Origin of the sequence: Anaeromyxobacter dehalogenans 2CP-1, assembly GCF_000022145.1 — a bacterium.
Classification (GTDB): domain Bacteria; phylum Myxococcota; class Myxococcia; order Myxococcales; family Anaeromyxobacteraceae; genus Anaeromyxobacter; species Anaeromyxobacter dehalogenans.
Window position 1 is genome coordinate 4555510 of sequence record NC_011891.1, and the last position, 15887, is coordinate 4571396.

General features: G+C 74.0%; 12 protein-coding genes. 5 read left to right on the plus strand and 7 right to left on the minus strand.

Annotation, left to right across the window (positions count from 1 at the left end; translation table 11 throughout):
• The first annotated feature begins 126 nt into the window (after positions 1–126).
• Complete coding sequence (locus A2CP1_RS20520) at positions 127–1350, plus strand: HNH endonuclease (RefSeq protein WP_015935119.1); 1224 nt, start codon at positions 127–129, stop codon at positions 1348–1350.
• Here the strand turns inward: A2CP1_RS20520 and A2CP1_RS20525 are convergent.
• The 6 genes from A2CP1_RS20525 to A2CP1_RS20550 all read right to left on the minus strand — a co-directional run bounded on the left by A2CP1_RS20525 (position 1242) and on the right by A2CP1_RS20550 (position 8085).
• Positions 1242–2843, minus strand: coding sequence for a hypothetical protein (locus tag A2CP1_RS20525; RefSeq protein WP_015935120.1), 1602 nt, complete (start codon positions 2841–2843; stop codon positions 1242–1244). The genes A2CP1_RS20520 and A2CP1_RS20525 overlap by 109 nt on opposite strands.
• 10 nt (positions 2844–2853) lie before the next feature.
• On the minus strand, positions 2854–3639 hold the full coding sequence (locus tag A2CP1_RS20530; protein ID WP_015935121.1) for an outer membrane lipoprotein-sorting protein: 786 nt from the start codon (positions 3637–3639) through the stop codon (positions 2854–2856).
• Between the two features lie 18 nt (positions 3640–3657).
• Positions 3658–4965 (minus strand): ABC transporter permease, encoded by a 1308-nt coding sequence (locus tag A2CP1_RS20535; protein ID WP_015935122.1) that lies wholly within the window; start codon positions 4963–4965, stop codon positions 3658–3660.
• Positions 4966–4967: 2 nt separating this feature from the next.
• Positions 4968–7109, minus strand: coding sequence for an ABC transporter permease (locus tag A2CP1_RS20540; protein ID WP_015935123.1), 2142 nt, complete (start codon positions 7107–7109; stop codon positions 4968–4970).
• Positions 7106–7819, minus strand: coding sequence for an ABC transporter ATP-binding protein (locus tag A2CP1_RS20545; RefSeq protein WP_012528006.1), 714 nt, complete (start codon positions 7817–7819; stop codon positions 7106–7108). Before A2CP1_RS20545 ends, A2CP1_RS20540 begins: the two co-directional genes overlap by 4 nt.
• An 83-nt stretch (positions 7820–7902) precedes the next feature.
• Complete coding sequence (locus tag A2CP1_RS20550; RefSeq protein ID WP_012528007.1) at positions 7903–8085, minus strand: CPXCG motif-containing cysteine-rich protein; 183 nt, start codon at positions 8083–8085, stop codon at positions 7903–7905.
• Positions 8086–8109: 24 nt separating this feature from the next.
• Here A2CP1_RS20550 and A2CP1_RS20555 point away from each other — a divergent pair, with 24 nt between their 5' ends.
• The 4 genes from A2CP1_RS20555 (at position 8110) to A2CP1_RS20570 (ending at position 14595) form a co-directional block, all read left to right on the plus strand.
• Complete coding sequence (locus A2CP1_RS20555) at positions 8110–8775, plus strand: Smr/MutS family protein (protein WP_015935124.1); 666 nt, start codon at positions 8110–8112, stop codon at positions 8773–8775.
• A gap of 104 nt (positions 8776–8879) precedes the next feature.
• Positions 8880–10220, plus strand: coding sequence for a TolC family protein (locus tag A2CP1_RS20560; RefSeq protein WP_015935125.1), 1341 nt, complete (start codon positions 8880–8882; stop codon positions 10218–10220).
• The gene (locus A2CP1_RS20565; protein WP_015935126.1) at positions 10217–11245 is read left to right on the plus strand and encodes an efflux RND transporter periplasmic adaptor subunit; all 1029 of its coding nucleotides are present in this window, start codon (positions 10217–10219) and stop codon (positions 11243–11245) included. The genes A2CP1_RS20560 and A2CP1_RS20565 overlap by 4 nt, the downstream gene beginning before the upstream one ends.
• On the plus strand, positions 11242–14595 hold the full coding sequence (locus A2CP1_RS20570; protein WP_015935127.1) for an efflux RND transporter permease subunit: 3354 nt from the start codon (positions 11242–11244) through the stop codon (positions 14593–14595). The genes A2CP1_RS20565 and A2CP1_RS20570 overlap by 4 nt, the downstream gene beginning before the upstream one ends.
• Here A2CP1_RS20570 and mgtE read toward each other — a convergent pair.
• Positions 14550–15875: a magnesium transporter gene (gene mgtE / locus A2CP1_RS20575; protein WP_012528012.1), complete on the minus strand. Its 1326-nt coding sequence runs from the start codon at positions 15873–15875 to the stop codon at positions 14550–14552. The two genes, A2CP1_RS20570 and mgtE, sit on opposite strands and share 46 nt — an antisense overlap.
• Between the last annotated feature and the right edge of the window lie 12 nt (positions 15876–15887).

Sequence of the window (15887 nt, forward strand, 5' to 3'; positions counted from 1 at the left end):
CGGCAGGGCGCGGCTGAGGCGCTGGAGGACGACGCGAGGGGTCGCGGGACCCTGGGGGCGTTCGCGCTTCGGGGGCGAGTTTCGTGCGCTTCACGGAGGGCGGAATCCTCGTGCGATGCTTCGTGCATGGACAACGCAACCGAGTTCACGAAGCGTCTCGTCGAGCTGCTGCGGTCGGAGCGGCACGCCATGGCGGAGTTCCTGGTCGCGCTGGCGGAGTTCGACCGGCGGGCCCTATGGCGGGAGCGGGGGCACACCTCGCTCTTTTCGTTCCTCCGGCGCGAGCTGGGGCTGTCCGCCGGCGCGGCGCAGTACCGGAAGACGGCGGCGGAGCTCATCCAGCGGTACCCGGCGGTGGACGGCGCGCTCCGGGAGGGCAAGCTGTGCCTGTCCTCGGTCTGCGAGCTGGCGAAGGTGGTGACCACCGAGAATTTCGCGGAGATCCTGCCGCGGTTCTACGGGCTGTCGAGCCGGGATGCGGCGGAGGTGGCTGCGTCGATCCGGCCGGTGGAGAATCCGCCGCGGCGCGAGGTCGTCGTGCCGGTCCGGTCGGTCTCTGTGCCGTCGGCGGTGACGGTGCCTGCTGCGGAGCCGATTCTATTTCGGGCGCCCGAACTGAATGTACCCAGCAGGGTCGAGACCTCTCACTCAGAGGTCGCTCGCACTGAGCCTGAGTCCGCTCGCAGCGAGCCTGTCGACCTGCGGGCGGCGACGCCTGTCCCGAAGCCCAGCTCCATCGACTGGCTCGACGGCGATCAGGCGCGGATGCACCTCACCGTGTCCAAGGCCTTCCTGAAGAAGCTCGAGGCGGCTCGGGATGCGCTCTCGCACTCCATGCCCGGTGCCACCCGCGAGAACGTCCTCGAGGCGGCGCTCGACCTGCTCCTCGTCGAACGCGACCGGCGCAAGGGGCTCACGGCTCGGCCGCAGAAGACGCCTCGTCCCTCCACGCGGCCGGACCACATCCCGGCCCACGTGCGCCGCGAGGTCTGGGCCCGCGACTGCGGGCGGTGCACCTTCGTCCTCGCCTCGGGCGAGCCGTGCGGGTCCACGCACCGGCTCGAGCTCGATCACATCGTCCCGCGAGCACGCGGCGGGGGCTCGACGGCGGACAACCTCCGCATCCGTTGCCGGGGGCACAACCTCGAGGAGGCGCGGCGGGTGTTCGGGAACGCGCTCGTGGACGCGTATGCGGGCGCGGGCGGCGGCGGCGGGGCGCCGCTACTCGGAGCCGCGGCGGCTCACAGGCTCACGCGCAGCGCCACGCCGGCGTCCAGCACGGGCGCCTTGCCGAGCCGCGGATCGGGCGAGGCGCCGAGGAACGCGGCGGCGCCGGCGGGGACCTCGTAGGCGAAGCGGAGCTCGCCGCCCTTTCGTCCCATGTGGCCGGCCACGAACGTCTCGACGCGCAGGTAGGTCAGCGCCAGCACCGAGTGGTCGAGGCGCACCACGAACGTGCGATCCGACAGGTTCCCGAGCGCGGAGAGCGTGAAGATGGTGTTGTTCCAGCGGCCGGGCTTGGGCAGCGTCACGAACGTCCCGGCGTAGTGGCGGCCGAGGTAGAACGGGCGGAACGCGGTGGGGTCCTGCTGCACCAGCGCGGGCGCGGCGGGGTTCGTGAGATCGAGCCGCGGGGCGCCGGCAGCGAGGAACGGGTACACGTCCGCGTCCGAGTAGCCGGCGTCGTCGAAGAAGTACTCGGCGCCGACCAGGACGGCGTCCTCGTCCGAGTAGTTCGCCGACCAGCTCCCGCCGAGCACGATCTGCGGGGTGAAGCCGCGCGGCTCGTACGGCGCGTAGCCGAACGGGTCCGTCAGCGTGGGCGCGGTCTTCCGCCAGCGGGGCCCGTCGGTGCCGGTGCGCAGCGCGGCCTCGGCGTAGAGGTCGAAGTCCCCGAGGCCGCCGGACAGGTCCACGCCGAAGCGCGGGCGGTGGCCGTCCTGCACCATGGCGTCGAGCCCGAGCTCGGCGGTGCCGGCCACCAGCTCGGCCCGGCCCCCGGCGCCGACGCGGCCGACGCGGTCGGTGGCGCGCGCCTCGCCGGCCAGGTCCTCGAACGCGAGCACGCCGTAGAAGTTCCAGCCGCGCGCCTCCCAGGGCACGTGCACCTTCACCATGCTGGTGCCGCTGCGCGCGTCGTAGACGGCCAGCGGGTCGCGCTTCGAGGGGTGGAGGAAGTCGGTGGGGTTCCAGAACTTGCCCACGCCCCACTTCACGTGCTGCTTGCCGGCGGTGACGAACGCGCGCCGGCCGAGGTCGAAGTTCACCCACAGCTGATCGAGCGTGCCGCGCGGGTTCGAGGCGGCGGTGGCGGCGGACTCGGTCACGCCGGCGCTGGGCTGGGTGAGCGCGACGCTGGTCCGCGAGAGCGTCGGGTCGTAGCTCATGCGGCCGAGCACGAACGCGCGGACCCGATCGTTGGGCCGGGCGTCGAGGTAGGTGTCGAGCAGGTTCGGCGAGGCGAGGTACCAGTCGGCGGGGTCCACGCCCTCCTGCCAGGTGCCGATCGTGCGCAGGTAGAGCTGCCCGCCGATGCGGAGCGGGTCCTCGCGCTCGCGCGAGATGATCCCCTCGGGCGGCGGGGGCACCGCGTTGGGCGAGCCGCGGCTCCCGAACAGCTCGGCCTCGACGTCGCCGCGGTCGCGCGCGGCGGGAGCCGGCGCCGGCGCGGTGCCCTCGGCGCCGCGCGTGGCCTCCGGGGCCGGTGCGGCGGCGGCGGGCGGCGCGGCGGGCGCGCCGAACAGGTCGTCCTCGCTGGGGCGGTCCTGGGCCGAGGCGGGCCGGCCCGGGAGCGCGCAGAGGGCGGCCGCGGCGAGCAGCGCGGCGGTGCGGGGCGAGGGCATGGGCGCGCTCCTACCGGCTCTTCGACTCGAGCCAGGCCTTGGTGAAGAGGTTGGCCTCCAGCGAGCGGAGGTCGATCTCGCGGATCAGGATCAGGGTGGAGTTCCCCTTCTCGATCTCGTCGTAGATGCGGATCTCCTCCGGGTACCAGACCTCGCCCTTCTTCGACTCCGAGTAGATCTTCCGCCAGCGCGGCGTGTAGGTGGTGCGCATGAGCCGGCCGGAGAGCGCCACGTCCTGCCGCTTCAGGATGTTGAGGGTGGCCTTGTCCACCCACAGCCGCCGCACCGGGTAGGAGACGTCCACCCCCGGCTTCACCGTGAGCACGAGCTCGTGCACGTCGAACACGCCCAGCTTCGAGTCGCCCTTCCACTCGGCGGTGTAGTCCTCGGACAGGCGCGGCTCGGAGAGGTCGTCGCGGCGCGTGTCGGTGCCGCCGATGCGCTCGCGCTCGGTGCGCCGCTCCCACCGGCCGGTCGACGGCTCGTAGCTCCACAGGTTCTTGTCGATGCGCAGGTAGCCCTTGCCGGCCTCGGCCTTGGGCTTGGTGAACAGGAAGAGCTGCTTGTCGTCCTCGTCGCGCCGGTAGACCAGCAGCTCGTAGACGACGTCGGTCTTCCCCTTCTCCTTCGCCTCCATGTAGCAGAGCGCCTTCCAGTCGCCGGAGTTGCGCTGGCGGTCGTCGAGCGTGGCGACCACGCGCTTCAGCTCGTCGGGCCCGAGCGCCGCGGCGGGCGGCGCCGCGAGCGCCAGGGCGGCGGCGGCGAGGGAGAGGACGGCGGCGAGGCGTGCGTGCATGGTGCGGGTCCCTGGGGTTCAGCCGATGTGGTGCATGGCGGTGACCGGCCGCAGGCGCGCCGCCCGTCGGGCGGGGAGCAGCGCGGCCACGACGGTCACGCCGGCGAGGAACAGCACGTCGGCGAGGATGGCGCCGGGCTGGAGCAGGAACGAGAGCTTCTCCTGCATGAGGAACAGCTGCATGCCCTCGGGCACGCCGATGCCGGCCAGGTTGAGCAGGAGCGCGATCCCGGCCGCCACCGCCGCGCCGGCGGCGGCGCCGGTGAGGCCGAGCAGCGCCGTCTCCAGCACGAACAGCCACAGCACCTTGCGGCGCTGCATGCCGATGGCGCGCAGCGTGCCGATCTCGCGCGTCCGCTCGCGGATGGCGATGGCGAGCGTGTTGAGGATGCCGATGACGACCACCACCATGAGCACGAACACGAGCAGCGCGGTGAGCGCGCGCAGGCCGAGGATGAACTGCTTGAACTGGCCCATCTCGTCTTCCCAGGTGGTGACGTCGAGCTTCTGCCCGGTCCAGTCCTCGCTCGGCACCTTCTGCATGAGCTTGATCCAGTACGGCTGCGACTCGGGCTCCATCACCCGCCAGCCCGCCTCGGCCAGCGCGGCGCGCAGCCGGCTCGCCACCGCCGGCGCGTCGGCCGGGTCCTTCAGGTAGAGGTGCAGCGCGCCGGTGGCGGTGGGCGCGAGGCCGTAGAGCCGGCGCAGCGTGTCCCCCTGGATGAAGGCGCTGAACGCGGAGAGCAGCCCGACGTTGCGGGCGATCACCGCCACCCGGACGTCGGCGGTGTTGTTGACGCCGCGGGTGGTCGGGGCGGAGAGCGTCACCACGTCGCCCACCTTCACCTTGAGCCGGTCGGCCTGCCCCTGGAACAGCAGCACCGTGTCCGGCTGGGCCAGATCCTCGAGGCGGCCCTCCACCGGGCGGATCACCTTCGCGAACCCGCGCTCCTGGGCCACGTCCACCCCGCCCAGCACCAGGTCCATCGACGAGCTCTCGGAGACGGCCTTGGCCCAGCCGCGCCCGCGCACCGCGACGTAGTCGATCTCCGGGACGAGCGCCCGCACCGTGTCGAGCGCGCGCGGGTACTCGGACACGATGGGCGCGGCGCTGCCCGAGGTGATCTTGAAGAACCCGCCCACGTTCACGTGGCCGGTGAGCAGGGTGGTGGCCGACACCATCATGGCCCGCTCCACCCCGCCGGTCAGGCTGGAGAGCAGCACGAGCAGCGCCGTCACCGCCGCGAGCGCGCCGCCCAGGAACAGGTTGCGCCGCGTGTGCCGGGTGAGGTTGCGGGCGGCGATCTGGAGGTCCACGCCGATCACGATCAGTCCTCCGTCGCCATCGCCTCGACGGGCGTGACGCGCATGGCGAGCAGCGCCGGGTAGAAGCCGGAGAGCACGCTCACCACCACCACCACCAGGATCGACACGGCCACGCTGCCGCCGCCCAGGGTAGGCATGAGCGCGGGGCCCGAGAACAGGAAGTTGAGGAGGTCGGAGGTGGCGGGGATGCCGCCCGCGGCGCGCACCGCCCACACCCCCAGCCCGCCGAGGCCCGCGCCGGCCAGCCCGAACGCCAGGCCCACCGAGGCGATCTCCACCAGCATCATCGCGAGCACGAACCGGCGCTGGGCGCCGATGGCGCGCAGCGTGCCGATCTCCTTCACCCGCTGGAGCGTGGCCATCACCATGGCGTTGTTGATGATGACGAGCGCGATGGCGAAGAAGATCACCACCGCGCTGTAGAGGATCACCCGCAGCAGCGTGACGAACTGGCCCACCAGCCCGGACGCCTGCTGCCAGTCGATCACCTTCAGGTGCAGCCCGGCCCGGTCCGAGGCCGCCTGCACGTCCCGCATGGTCTCGCGCAGCCGCGCCGGGTCGCGCAGGATCAGCGCCGCGTTCAGCGCCACGCCGCGGTCGATCTCCTCCTGCGAGTACGTGCGCGTGGAGAGATCCTCGGCGGGCCGGTCCGCCCGGCGGTCGGCGAGCAGCCGCCCCTCGTCGATGCGGGCCGCGCGCGACTCGCCCTCCAGCGCGCCGCCGCCGCCGCCGAACAGCGCCGCCTCGGCGTCGTCGCGCGCCAGGTCGGTGGCGCCCACCGAGCGCTTGATGGCCTCGATCTCCGCCGCCCGCTCGCGGGTCATGTAGCCGTACAGATCGCGGAACGACTGCAGGTCCATCACGCTCATCATCCCGGCGATGCCGGACTTCTCGATCTGCCGGAACTGGATGAACCCGTAGACCTTCACGTTCACCGAGTTGAAGTACCCGCTCTTCGCCGGCGCCTTGATGGTGATGGTGTCGCCGACGTTGATGACGTACAGGCGCAGCAGCGGGGCGAGCTGGTCGTAGAAGATCCGGTAGCGCGCGTCGAAGCTCGCGTCGTCGGCGTCGAACAGGCGCGCGAGCAGCGCGGGCAGCGCCTCCGCCGCCGCGGCCGGGCCGAGCGCGCGCCGCAGCCGGACGGTGGCCTCCTCCGCCTGGATGGGGTCGAGCTGCAGGAGGATGTCCTTCAGCCCGGCGCGGTTCTCGCGCACCCAGCGCTGCAGCTCCTCGTCGTCCGCGATGCGGCGGCCGCGCCGGTCGCGCGCCTCCTTGATCTGGTCGAGCCGCCGCGCGTTCCGGAGCTTCAGCCACTCCTCGGCGTACTGCTTGCCCACCAGGATCCCGCGACGGCCGCGCGGGATCATCTCGCCCTCGGCCACCTGCGCGAGCTGGAACGCGCGGAAGAACGCGTCCACGTCGGTGCCCACGTAGCGGATGAACGTGAAGCCGCCGTCCATGGACAGCTTCGCGATCCGGTTCTCCAGGAACTCGAGGTTGCCGTAGCGGTCGCGGTCGAACCCGGCCCAGAACGCGTCGTCCGCGGCGCGGGTCAGGTCGGCCCACTCCCGCCGCCGGTCCTCGGCGTCGCGGCCCTCCAGGTCGGCGATGCTGCGCGCCTGGCCCAGCTCGTCGCGGAGCAGGCCCACCATCCGGCGCACGTGCGCCTTGCGCGCCTCGTAGCCGCGCAGCGCCTCCGGCGTGCGGTCGCCGCCCTCCACGCGCCGCACGTCGGCGCGGAGCCGCTCCAGGGCGACGTCGAACACGTTCCCGGTGGCGACCATGGCCTGGTCGATGCCCATCGGCACCACCGTCTCCACGTTCGGGACCGTCGAGAGGACCTGCTTCACCTTCGCGAAGTCCTCGATGGGCTCGAGCAGCGACTCGCCGCGGAGGCCGCCGTACAGCTCCAGCGAGTCCTCGGAGCGGGCGTCGTACACCTGCAGCTGGCCGCCCAGGCTGCCCTGGATCGAGGTGCGCATGCCGCGGTCGATCGAGTCGAGGAGCGACAGCCCCAGCACCACCAGGAACGCGCCGCCCAGCACGATGGCGCCGATGATGGAGGTGCGGACCTTGCTCGCGGCCAGGTTGCGGAACGCGATCCGCAAGAGGACCAGCAGCGCGTCGCGCCGGCCGGTCACCGCGCCGCCTCCGCCGCCGCGCCCTGCCCCGCCTCGCGGCCCACGATGCGCCCGTCGGCGATGCGGATCACCGCGCTGGCGTGCGCCATCACCTTGGGATCGTGGGTGGAGAAGACGAACGTGGTGCCGTCGCGCGCGTTCATCTCCTTCATGAGGTCGATGATGTTCTCGCCGGTGGCCGAGTCGAGGTTGGCGGTGGGCTCGTCCGCGAGCACCAGCGACGGCGCGGTCACGAGCGCGCGGGCCACCGCGACGCGCTGGCGCTGGCCGCCGGACAGCTCGCTGGGACGGTGCCGGGCGTGGCTGGCGAGGCCCACCGCCTCGAGCAGCCCCAGGACGCGCGCCTCGCGGTCCCGCCGCGAGAGCCCGCCCTGGAGCAGCAGCGGGAACTCCACGTTCTGGAACACCGACAGGACCTGGACCAGGTTGAAGCTCTGGAAGATGAAGCCGATGGTGCGCAGGCGGAGGTCGGTGAGCTGCCGCTCGCTGAGGCGCGAGGTGTCCTTCCCGTCCACCTGCACGACGCCGGTCGTGGGCGTGTCCACGCAGCCGATGAGGTTGAGCAGGGTCGTCTTCCCGCTGCCCGACGGCCCGGCGATGGACAGGAACTCGCCCCGCCCGATCTCGAGCGTCACGTCCCGGAGCGCCGGCACCACCGTCTTGCCGAGCATGTAGTCCTTCGAGACGCCCTGCACCGCGACGATGGACATGCCCACGCTCCTCCGCGGCCCCAGGGGCCGCGCGCGCCGCTTCTACCCCAAGTGACACCAACGGGCTAGCGACATCGTGCTGCTCAGTCGTCCTGGCGCCCCACCGCGACCGCGAACCCGCCGGGCTCCTCCTCGACCGCGTGCACGGTCCAGGGCCGGCAGCATACCGGGCAGTCCTCGACGTACGTCTGCGACGCCCCGCCGCCGGGATCGACGAAGATCGTCACCAGCTCGCCGCAGTACGGGCACTCGATCTCGATGTCCAAGGTGCCCCCCGTTATAGTCGCGGCGTGGCGAAGCGGCCGTTCAACGAGGGTTTGCAGAAGCTGAAGGCGCTCTCTCCTCCCCGTGAGGAGCGGCCCCAGAAGCCCGTACGCCCTCCCCCGCCGCCGCCCCCCGCGCCGCCCGCGGAGCCGAGCGAGTCCGAGCTGTGGGCGCAGGCGACGCGCGGCGCGCGCCCGGTCGAGCGCGGGCCCGACACCGTGGCGCCGCCCGCGCCCCGCGGCGCCCCCGGCGCCCACTGGCACCCGGACCTCGAGGCCATCGACGCGCTCCGCGCCCTGGTCTCGGGGGAGGCGCCCTTCGACCTCTCCGACTCCGACGAGTACATCGAGGGCCGGGTGGCCGGGCTCGACCAGTCGGTGGTCCGCAAGCTCCGCCGCGGCGAGTTCGCGGTGCAGGGCCACGTGGACCTGCACGGTCTGACGCGCGCCGAGGCGAAGCAGGCGGTGGACGCGTACCTGCGCGGCGCGCGGCAGGCGGGCAAGCGCTGCGTCCTGGTGGTCCACGGCCGCGGGCTGCACTCCAAGGACCAGCTCCCGGTGCTGAAGGACGCGCTCAGGAGCTGGCTCGCCTCGGCGCGCTTCGCGCGGCACGTGCTGGCGTTCGCGACCGCGCGGCCGGTGGATGGCGGGGCGGGGGCGCTCTACGTGCTGCTGCGCCGGCCCGGGCGATAGCGCGCAGCCCCGAGCGTTGGAGCCCGGGTCGGGCGGGAGGATTCGCCCCAGCCTGCCCGGGACGTTGCGGAAACCTTTGGGTGGCGCGTTGGCTCTGAGCCACCGTGACCACGCACATTCCTTCCAAGGCCTCCCGCCTGGCGACGCTCGCCGCCGCCGCGGCGCTCCTCGCGCCCGCCGCGGCCCTCGCCGCGCCGCTCACCATCGAGGACGCGATCCGCGCGGCCTGGGCGCGGAACCCGGGCCTGCAGGCCTCGGCCGCGCAGGCCGAGGCGGCCCGGGCCGACGCCGACCGCGCCCGCGACGCCCGCCTCCCCACGCTCTCCTTCACCGCCCGGGCGTTCCGCACCGACGAGCCGATGATGGCGTTCGGCACCCGGCTCGATCAGGGCCGGATCACCATGGCCGACTTCGAGCCCGCCCGCCTGAACGATCCGCCGGGCATCGGCGGCGTGGGCGCCGGCGCCAGCATCCAGGTGCCGCTGTTCATGGGCGGCCGGCTGCTCGCCGGGCAGAGCGCCGCGGGCGCCATGGCCGGCGCGGAGGGCGCCTCGCACGCGCAGCGGCAGCGCGAGCTGGCCGCGGGCGTGGTGCAGGCGTACTTCGGCGCGCAGGCCGCCGACGAGGGCGTCCGCTACGCGGAGGACCTGCTCGCGCAGGCGCAGGAGACCGAGCGCTTCGTCCGCCAGCGCGCCGCCCAGCAGCTCGCGCTCGAGGCGGACGTGGCCCGCGCGGTGGCGTTCCGCGCGCAGGCCGAGGCCGAGCGCGCCGCAGCGCTGCAGCGCCGCGCCACCGCCCGCTCGGCGCTCGTGATGCTGGCCGGCGACGAGGTGGCCGACGCCGAGCTGACCACGCCCATCGACGCGCTGCCCGCGCTCCCCGGAGGCGCCGCCCCGCCGCCCGAGCGCCCCGACCTGCTCGCCGCGCGCCTGCAGCGCGACGCGGCCGAGGCCGGCGTGCGCGCCGCGCGCGGCAGCCTGCTCCCGGCGCTGTTCGCCCAGGCGAGCGCCGAGACCCTGCGCACCCCCAGCCTCTCCGACGGCACCGCCTGGACCATGGTGGGCGTCATGGCGAAGTGGGACCTGTCGCTCGGCGACGCCCGCGCGCTGCGGGCCGCCCAGGCCCGCGCCACCGCCGCCGGCGACGCGCTGGTCTGGCGCGAGCGCGAGGCCGCTCGCGAGGGCGGCGAGGCGCGCCGCGCGGTGGAGACCGCCGACGCCCGGGTGCGCTCCGCCCAGGAGGCGGTGGCCGCCTCCGAGGAGGCGCGCCGGATGCGCGCCGCCCGCCATCGCCAGGGGATGCTCCCCCTCACCGACCTGCTCGACGCCGAGACCGGCCTCGCCGGCGCCCGGGCCCTGCTCGTCGCGAGCCGCCTGGAGGCGCGCCTGGCGCGCGCCCGGCTCGCCCTCGCCCTCAACGCTCCCATCGAAGGACTCACGCCATGAACCACCGCTCCCTGATGCTCGCGCTCGCGCTCGCCGCCCCGGCGCTCCCCGTCCCCTCCCTCGCCGCCGAGGCCGCGGCCGCCCCCGCGGCGCCGGCCCGCGTCCGCGCCGCCCGCGTGGACGGCGGCGGCGCCAGCCGCACCGTGGCCGCGAACGTGGTCGCGGTGCGCCGCGCCACCCTCTCGACGCGGCTCGCCGCCAGCGTCACCCAGGTGCACGTGGAGGAGGGCCAGCGCGTCGCCGCGGGCCAGCTGCTCGTGTCCCTGGCCGACGGCGACGTGAAGGGCGGCCTCGAGGCCGCCGAGGCCGCGCTCGCCGCCGCCTCCGCCCACGAGAAGCGCATCGAGGCGCTGCTCGCGGAGCGGGCCGCCACCACCTCCGAGCTGGAGGGCGCGCGGGCCCAGCGCGCCCAGGCCGCCGCCGCGGTGGCCGGCGCCCGCGCCAACGTGGGCTACTCGCTGCTCCGCGCCCCGTTCGCCGGCACGGTCCAGTCGCGCCGGGTGAACACCGGCGACCTGGTCGGCCCCGGCCAGCCGCTGCTGCAGCTCGAGGGCGACGCGCTCGAGCTGACCGCCAGCCTCTCCGACGACGAGGCGCGCGGCCTCGCCGTGGGCAAGACCCTCCCGTTCCTCGCCGGCGCCACCCGCGGCACCGCCGAGATCACCGCGCTCACCCCCGGCGGCGATCCCCTCTCCCACCGGCGCGGGCTGCGCGCCCGCGTCCAGAAGGCGGAGGGCGAGCTCCGCTCCGGCTCGTTCGCGCGCCTGGTGTTGCCGGCGGCCGCCGGCGCGAAGGCGGGCGCCGGGCAGGCGGCGCTGTGGGTGCCGAAGAGCGCGCTCGTCCAGCGCGGCGATCTCACCGGCGTGTTCGTGGCCGACGGCGGCAAGGCCCGCCTGCGCTGGATCTCGCCCGGCGAGCCCGCCGGCGAGGCGGTGCTGGTGCGGGCCGGGCTGCGCGCCGGCGAGACCGTCATCGACGCGCCCGGCGCGCTCCGCGACGGGCAGGCGGTGGAGGTGACGCCGTGACGATCCCCGAGCAGGGCCAGCGCCTCGGCCTGGCCGGGCGCCTGGCGCGCCCGTTCCTGCGCTCCAAGCTCACGCCCGTCATCGTCCTCGCCTCCATCCTGCTCGGGCTGGCCGCGGTCTGGCTGACCCCGCGCGAGGAGGAGCCGCAGATCGTCGTCCCCATGGTCGACGTGATGGTGCCGTTCCCCGGCGCCAGCCCGCGCGACGTGGAGACCCAGCTCGTCACCCCGCTCGAGCGCCGGCTCTGGGGCATCCCGGGCGTCGAGTACCTGTACAGCTCGAGCCGGGCCAACGTCGGTTTCATCACCGTGCGCTTCAAGGTGAACGAGCCGCTCGAGCCCTCGCTGGTGAAGGTGCACCAGGAGCTGGGCGCGCACCCCGAGCTCTTGCCCTCCGGCACGCTGCCCCCGGTGGTGCGGGCGCTCACCATCGACGACGTCCCGTTCCTGACGGTCACGCTCCACGCCGAGGACCCGCTCCCGGCCGGCGAGCTGCGCAAGCTGGGCGAGGAGGTGGCGCGCGAGCTCTCCGACGTGCCGCGCACCGCCAGCGTGCAGGTGGTGGGCGGCGCCCGCCGCACCGTGCGCGTCGAGCCGGATCCGGCGCGGCTGCGCGCACTCTCGGTGTCGCTCGCCGAGCTGCACCAGGCGCTGCAGGGCGCCCAGGCCCAGCTCCCGGCCGGCGCGCTGGTCGAGGGCGGCAAGCGCATCGAGCTGGAGGCGCAGGGCTTCGCCCGGTCCGCCGCCGAGCTGGACCGGGTGGTGGTGACGGTCCGCGACGGCCGACCCATCTACGTCGAGGACGTGGCCCGGGTGGTGGACGGCCCCGAGCCCGAGCCGGCGGTGGTGCTCACCGCCGAGAAGGGCAAGGAGGGCTTCGAGCAGGCCGTGTCCATCGTGGTCGCGAAGCGGCCGGGCACGAACGCCACCGAGCTCGCCCACGAGGTCCTCGCCAAGGTGGACGCGCTCCGCGGCGGGCTCATCCCGGCCGGCGTGAAGGCCGACGTCACCCGCAACTACGGCGAGACCGCCGGCGAGAAGTCGAACGAGCTCATCGAGCACCTGCTCATCGCCACGCTCTCGGTGATCGCGCTCATCCTGCTCGCGATGGGCTGGCGCTCGGCGGTGGTGGTGGCGGTGGCGGTGCCGGTCACGCTGGCGCTCACCCTGCTCATCACCTACCTGAACGGCTACACGCTGAACCGCGTCACGCTGTTCGCGCTCATCTTCTCCATCGGCATCCTGGTGGACGACGCCATCGTGGTGGTCGAGAACATCCACCGCCACCTGCACCTGCCCGGCCCGAAGCGCAGCTTCGCCCAGGTGGTGCTGGACGCGGTGGACGAGGTCGGCAACCCCACCATCCTCGCCACCGTCGCGGTGATCGCCGCCATCCTCCCCATGGCCATGGTCCGCGGGCTGATGGGCCCGTACATGCGCCCCATCCCTGTGGGCGCCAGCGTGGCGATGGTGTTCTCGCTCCTCATCGCGTTCGTGGTGAGCCCCTGGGCCGCCATGAAGGTGTTCCGCAAGGAGGCGCACCTCCCCGACACCGACGCCACCGGGCTCCACCCGGCCGATCCGGGCCGCGAGCCGCCGGAGCCGGCCTCGGCGGAGCCGCACGCCGTGGCCGAGTCGGCGCCGGAGGGCCGCATCGCCCGCCTCGACCGCAAGGTCATCCGCGCGCTGCTCGGCTCGTGGAAGGTGCAGCTCGGCTTCCTGGCGCTGGTGACGGCGCTCCTGCTCGGCGCGGTGGCGCTGCTCTTCACCGGCGCGGTGAAGGTGAAGATGCTGCCGTTCGACAACAAGAGCGAGTTCCAGGTGCAGCTCGACCTGCCCGCCGGCGCCGCGCGCGAGGAGGCGCTGGCGCTGGGGCAGGACGTCGCCCGCCGCCTGCTGGCCGAGCCGGAGGTGGAGAGCGTCCAGGTGCACTCCGGGGTGGCCGCCCCGTTCACGTTCGTCGGCATGGTCCGCCACAGCTTCCTGCGCGAGGCGCCGGAGATGGTGGACCTGCAGGTGAACCTCTCGCCCAAGGGCGAGCGCAAGGCCGCCAGCCACGCCATCGCGGTGCGGGTCCGCCCGCTCGTCGAGGCGCTGGCGCACCCGGCCGGCGCGCGCGTCAAGGTGGTCGAGATCCCGCCGGGCCCGCCGGTGCTCGCCACCATGGTGGCGGAGATCTACGCGCCGTCCGCGCAGGAGCGCGACCGCCTGGGCCGCGAGGTCAAGGCCGCGTTCGACGCGGTGCCGGGCGTCGTCGACGTGGACTCCTCGCTGAACCCGACCAGCCCGAAGCTGGCGCTGGCGGTGGACCGCGAGAAGGCGGCGCTGCACGGCGTGCAGCCCGCCCACGTGGTGCAGACGCTGGCCGCGGCGGGCTACGGCGCGCCGCTCGGCACGTTCCACGGCTCGCAGGGCGCCGCGCAGGTGCCGGTGCTGCTGCAGCTCGCGCCGGCGCAGCGGACCCGCCTCGACGCGATGCTCGCGCTCACGGTCCCGGGCGCGCGCGGGCTGGTGCCGCTCTCCGAGCTGGTGCGCGTCGAGGAGACGCGCGAGGCGCCGGAGATCCAGCACAAGAACCTGAAGCCGGTGACCTACGTCACCTCCGACCTGGCCGGCGAGATCGAGAGCCCGCTCTATGCGCTCCTGGCGCTGAACCAGAAGCTGGAGGGGCTGAAGGGCGACCGCGGCGAGCCGGTGGCCCGCTACGGCCTGGCCCACCCGCCCGACACCGAGCACGCCTCGATGAAGTGGGACGGCGAGTGGCACATCACGCTGGAGGTGTTCCGCGACCTCGGGCTCGCGTTCGGCGCGGTGATGCTGCTCATCTACGTGCTCATGGTGGGCTGGTTCCAGAGCTTCTCGATGCCGCTCGTGATCCTGGTCCCCATCCCGCTGTCGCTCGTCGGCATCCTGCCGGCGCACGGCCTGTGGGGCGCGTTCTTCACCGCCACCAGCATGATCGGCTTCATCGCCGGCGCCGGCATCGTGGTGCGCAACAGCATCATCCTGGTGGACTTCGCCGAGCTGAAGCTGCGCGAGGGGATGCCGCTCGCGGCCGCGGTGGAGGAGGCGGTGCTGGTCCGCTTCCGGCCCATGGCGCTCACCTCGCTCGCGGTCATCGTGGGCAGCGCGGTGATGCTGGCCGACCCCATCTTCCAGGGCCTGGCGGTGGCGCTCATGGCCGGCGCGGTGGCATCGACCCTGCTCTCGCGCTACGCGGTGCCGGTGATCTACTACGTGCTGGCGCGGCGCGGCCGCGCGGCCGAGCTGCAGCGCGAGGGGGCGCGGGCCGCCGAGCTCGCCGCTCAGAGCAGCGTGCCGGAGAGGATCAGCGTCGCCGTGGTGAAGTAGATGACGAGCCCGGTCACGTCGACCAGCGTGGCCACGAACGGCGCGGAGGCGCTGGCGGGGTCCAGCTTCAGGCTGCGCAGCACGAACGGCAGCAGCGAGCCCGCCAGCGTCCCGAACGTCACCACGCCGATCAGGCTGCAGAACACGGTGGCGGCGACCAGCAGGTAGTGCTCACCGTAGGTGGGCCGCACCGCCTGCCACAGCACGATGCGCAGGAACCCGATGGTGCCGAGCACGGCGCCGAGCGCGAGCCCGGCGCCGATCTCGCGCCGCATCACCCGCCACCAGTCGCGGAGCCGGACCTCGCCGAGCGCCATGGCGCGGATGACGAGGGTGGTGGCCTGCGAGCCGGAGTTGCCGCCCGACGAGATGATGAGCGGCACGAACAGCGCCAGCACCACCGCGCGCGCGATCTCGCCCTCGTAGCGCGCCATGGCTGTGGCGGTCAGCATCTCGCCCAGGAACAGGGCGGCGAGCCAGCCGGCGCGCTTCTTCACCATGGCGGTGAAGCCGACCTCGAGGTACGGCGCCCCCAGGGCCTCCATGCCGCCGATCTTCTGGATGTCCTCGGTGGCCTCCTCCTCGACCACGTCGACGATGTCGTCCACCGTGACGATGCCCTTGAGGTGCCCCTCGGCGTCCACCACCGGCAGCGCCATGAAGTCGGTGTCGCGGAACACGCGGCTCACCGCCTCCTGGTCCTGGTCGTCGCGCACGGTGACCGGGTCGGTGCGCATGATGTCGCGCACCCGGCGCCCCGGCTGCGCGGCGAACAGCTCGCGGAAGCTCACCACCCCGAGCAGCCGCTGCGCGTCGTCGAGCACGTACACGTAGTAGATGGTCTCGAGCCGCTCCTGGGCCTGGCGGCGCAGGTAGATGATGGCCTCGTCCATCGTCATGTCCGGCCGGAGCCGCGCGTACCGCGGGCTCATCAGGCCGCCGGCGTCGTCCTCGGCGTAGGCGAGCAGCGCGCGCACGTCGCGCCGGGTCTGCTCGTCGAGCAGGCCGAGCAGCCGCTCGCGCTCCTCCGGCTCCGCCGCCTGCACCAGGTCGGCGGCGTCGTCCGGCGCGAGCAGGCGCGCCCAGGAGCGCTGCTCCTCGTGCGGCACGGCGCGGAGGAGATCGGCCTGGTCGCGCGCCGAGCGCGTCAGGAACAGGTCCTCCGCCTCCGCCCGCGGCAGCAGGTGGAAGCCCTCCACCCGGTCCTCGGGGGAGAGCACCGGCCACAGGTCCGCCAGCTCCTCGGCGGTGACCTCCTCGCGCGCCTCGGTGTCGGCCATGGGCGTCGCCCC

Coding starts and splice junctions, on each gene's coding strand:
- A2CP1_RS20545 (WP_012528006.1), bottom strand. CDS start 7,819: ATGTCCATCGTCGCGGTGCAGGGCGTCTCGAAGGACTACATGCTCGGC.
- A2CP1_RS20565 (WP_015935126.1), top strand. CDS start 10,217: ATGAACCACCGCTCCCTGATGCTCGCGCTCGCGCTCGCCGCCCCGGCG.
- A2CP1_RS20525 (WP_015935120.1), bottom strand. CDS start 2,843: ATGCCCTCGCCCCGCACCGCCGCGCTGCTCGCCGCGGCCGCCCTCTGC.
- A2CP1_RS20520 (WP_015935119.1), top strand. CDS start 127: ATGGACAACGCAACCGAGTTCACGAAGCGTCTCGTCGAGCTGCTGCGG.
- mgtE (WP_012528012.1), bottom strand. CDS start 15,875: ATGGCCGACACCGAGGCGCGCGAGGAGGTCACCGCCGAGGAGCTGGCG.
- A2CP1_RS20530 (WP_015935121.1), bottom strand. CDS start 3,639: ATGCACGCACGCCTCGCCGCCGTCCTCTCCCTCGCCGCCGCCGCCCTG.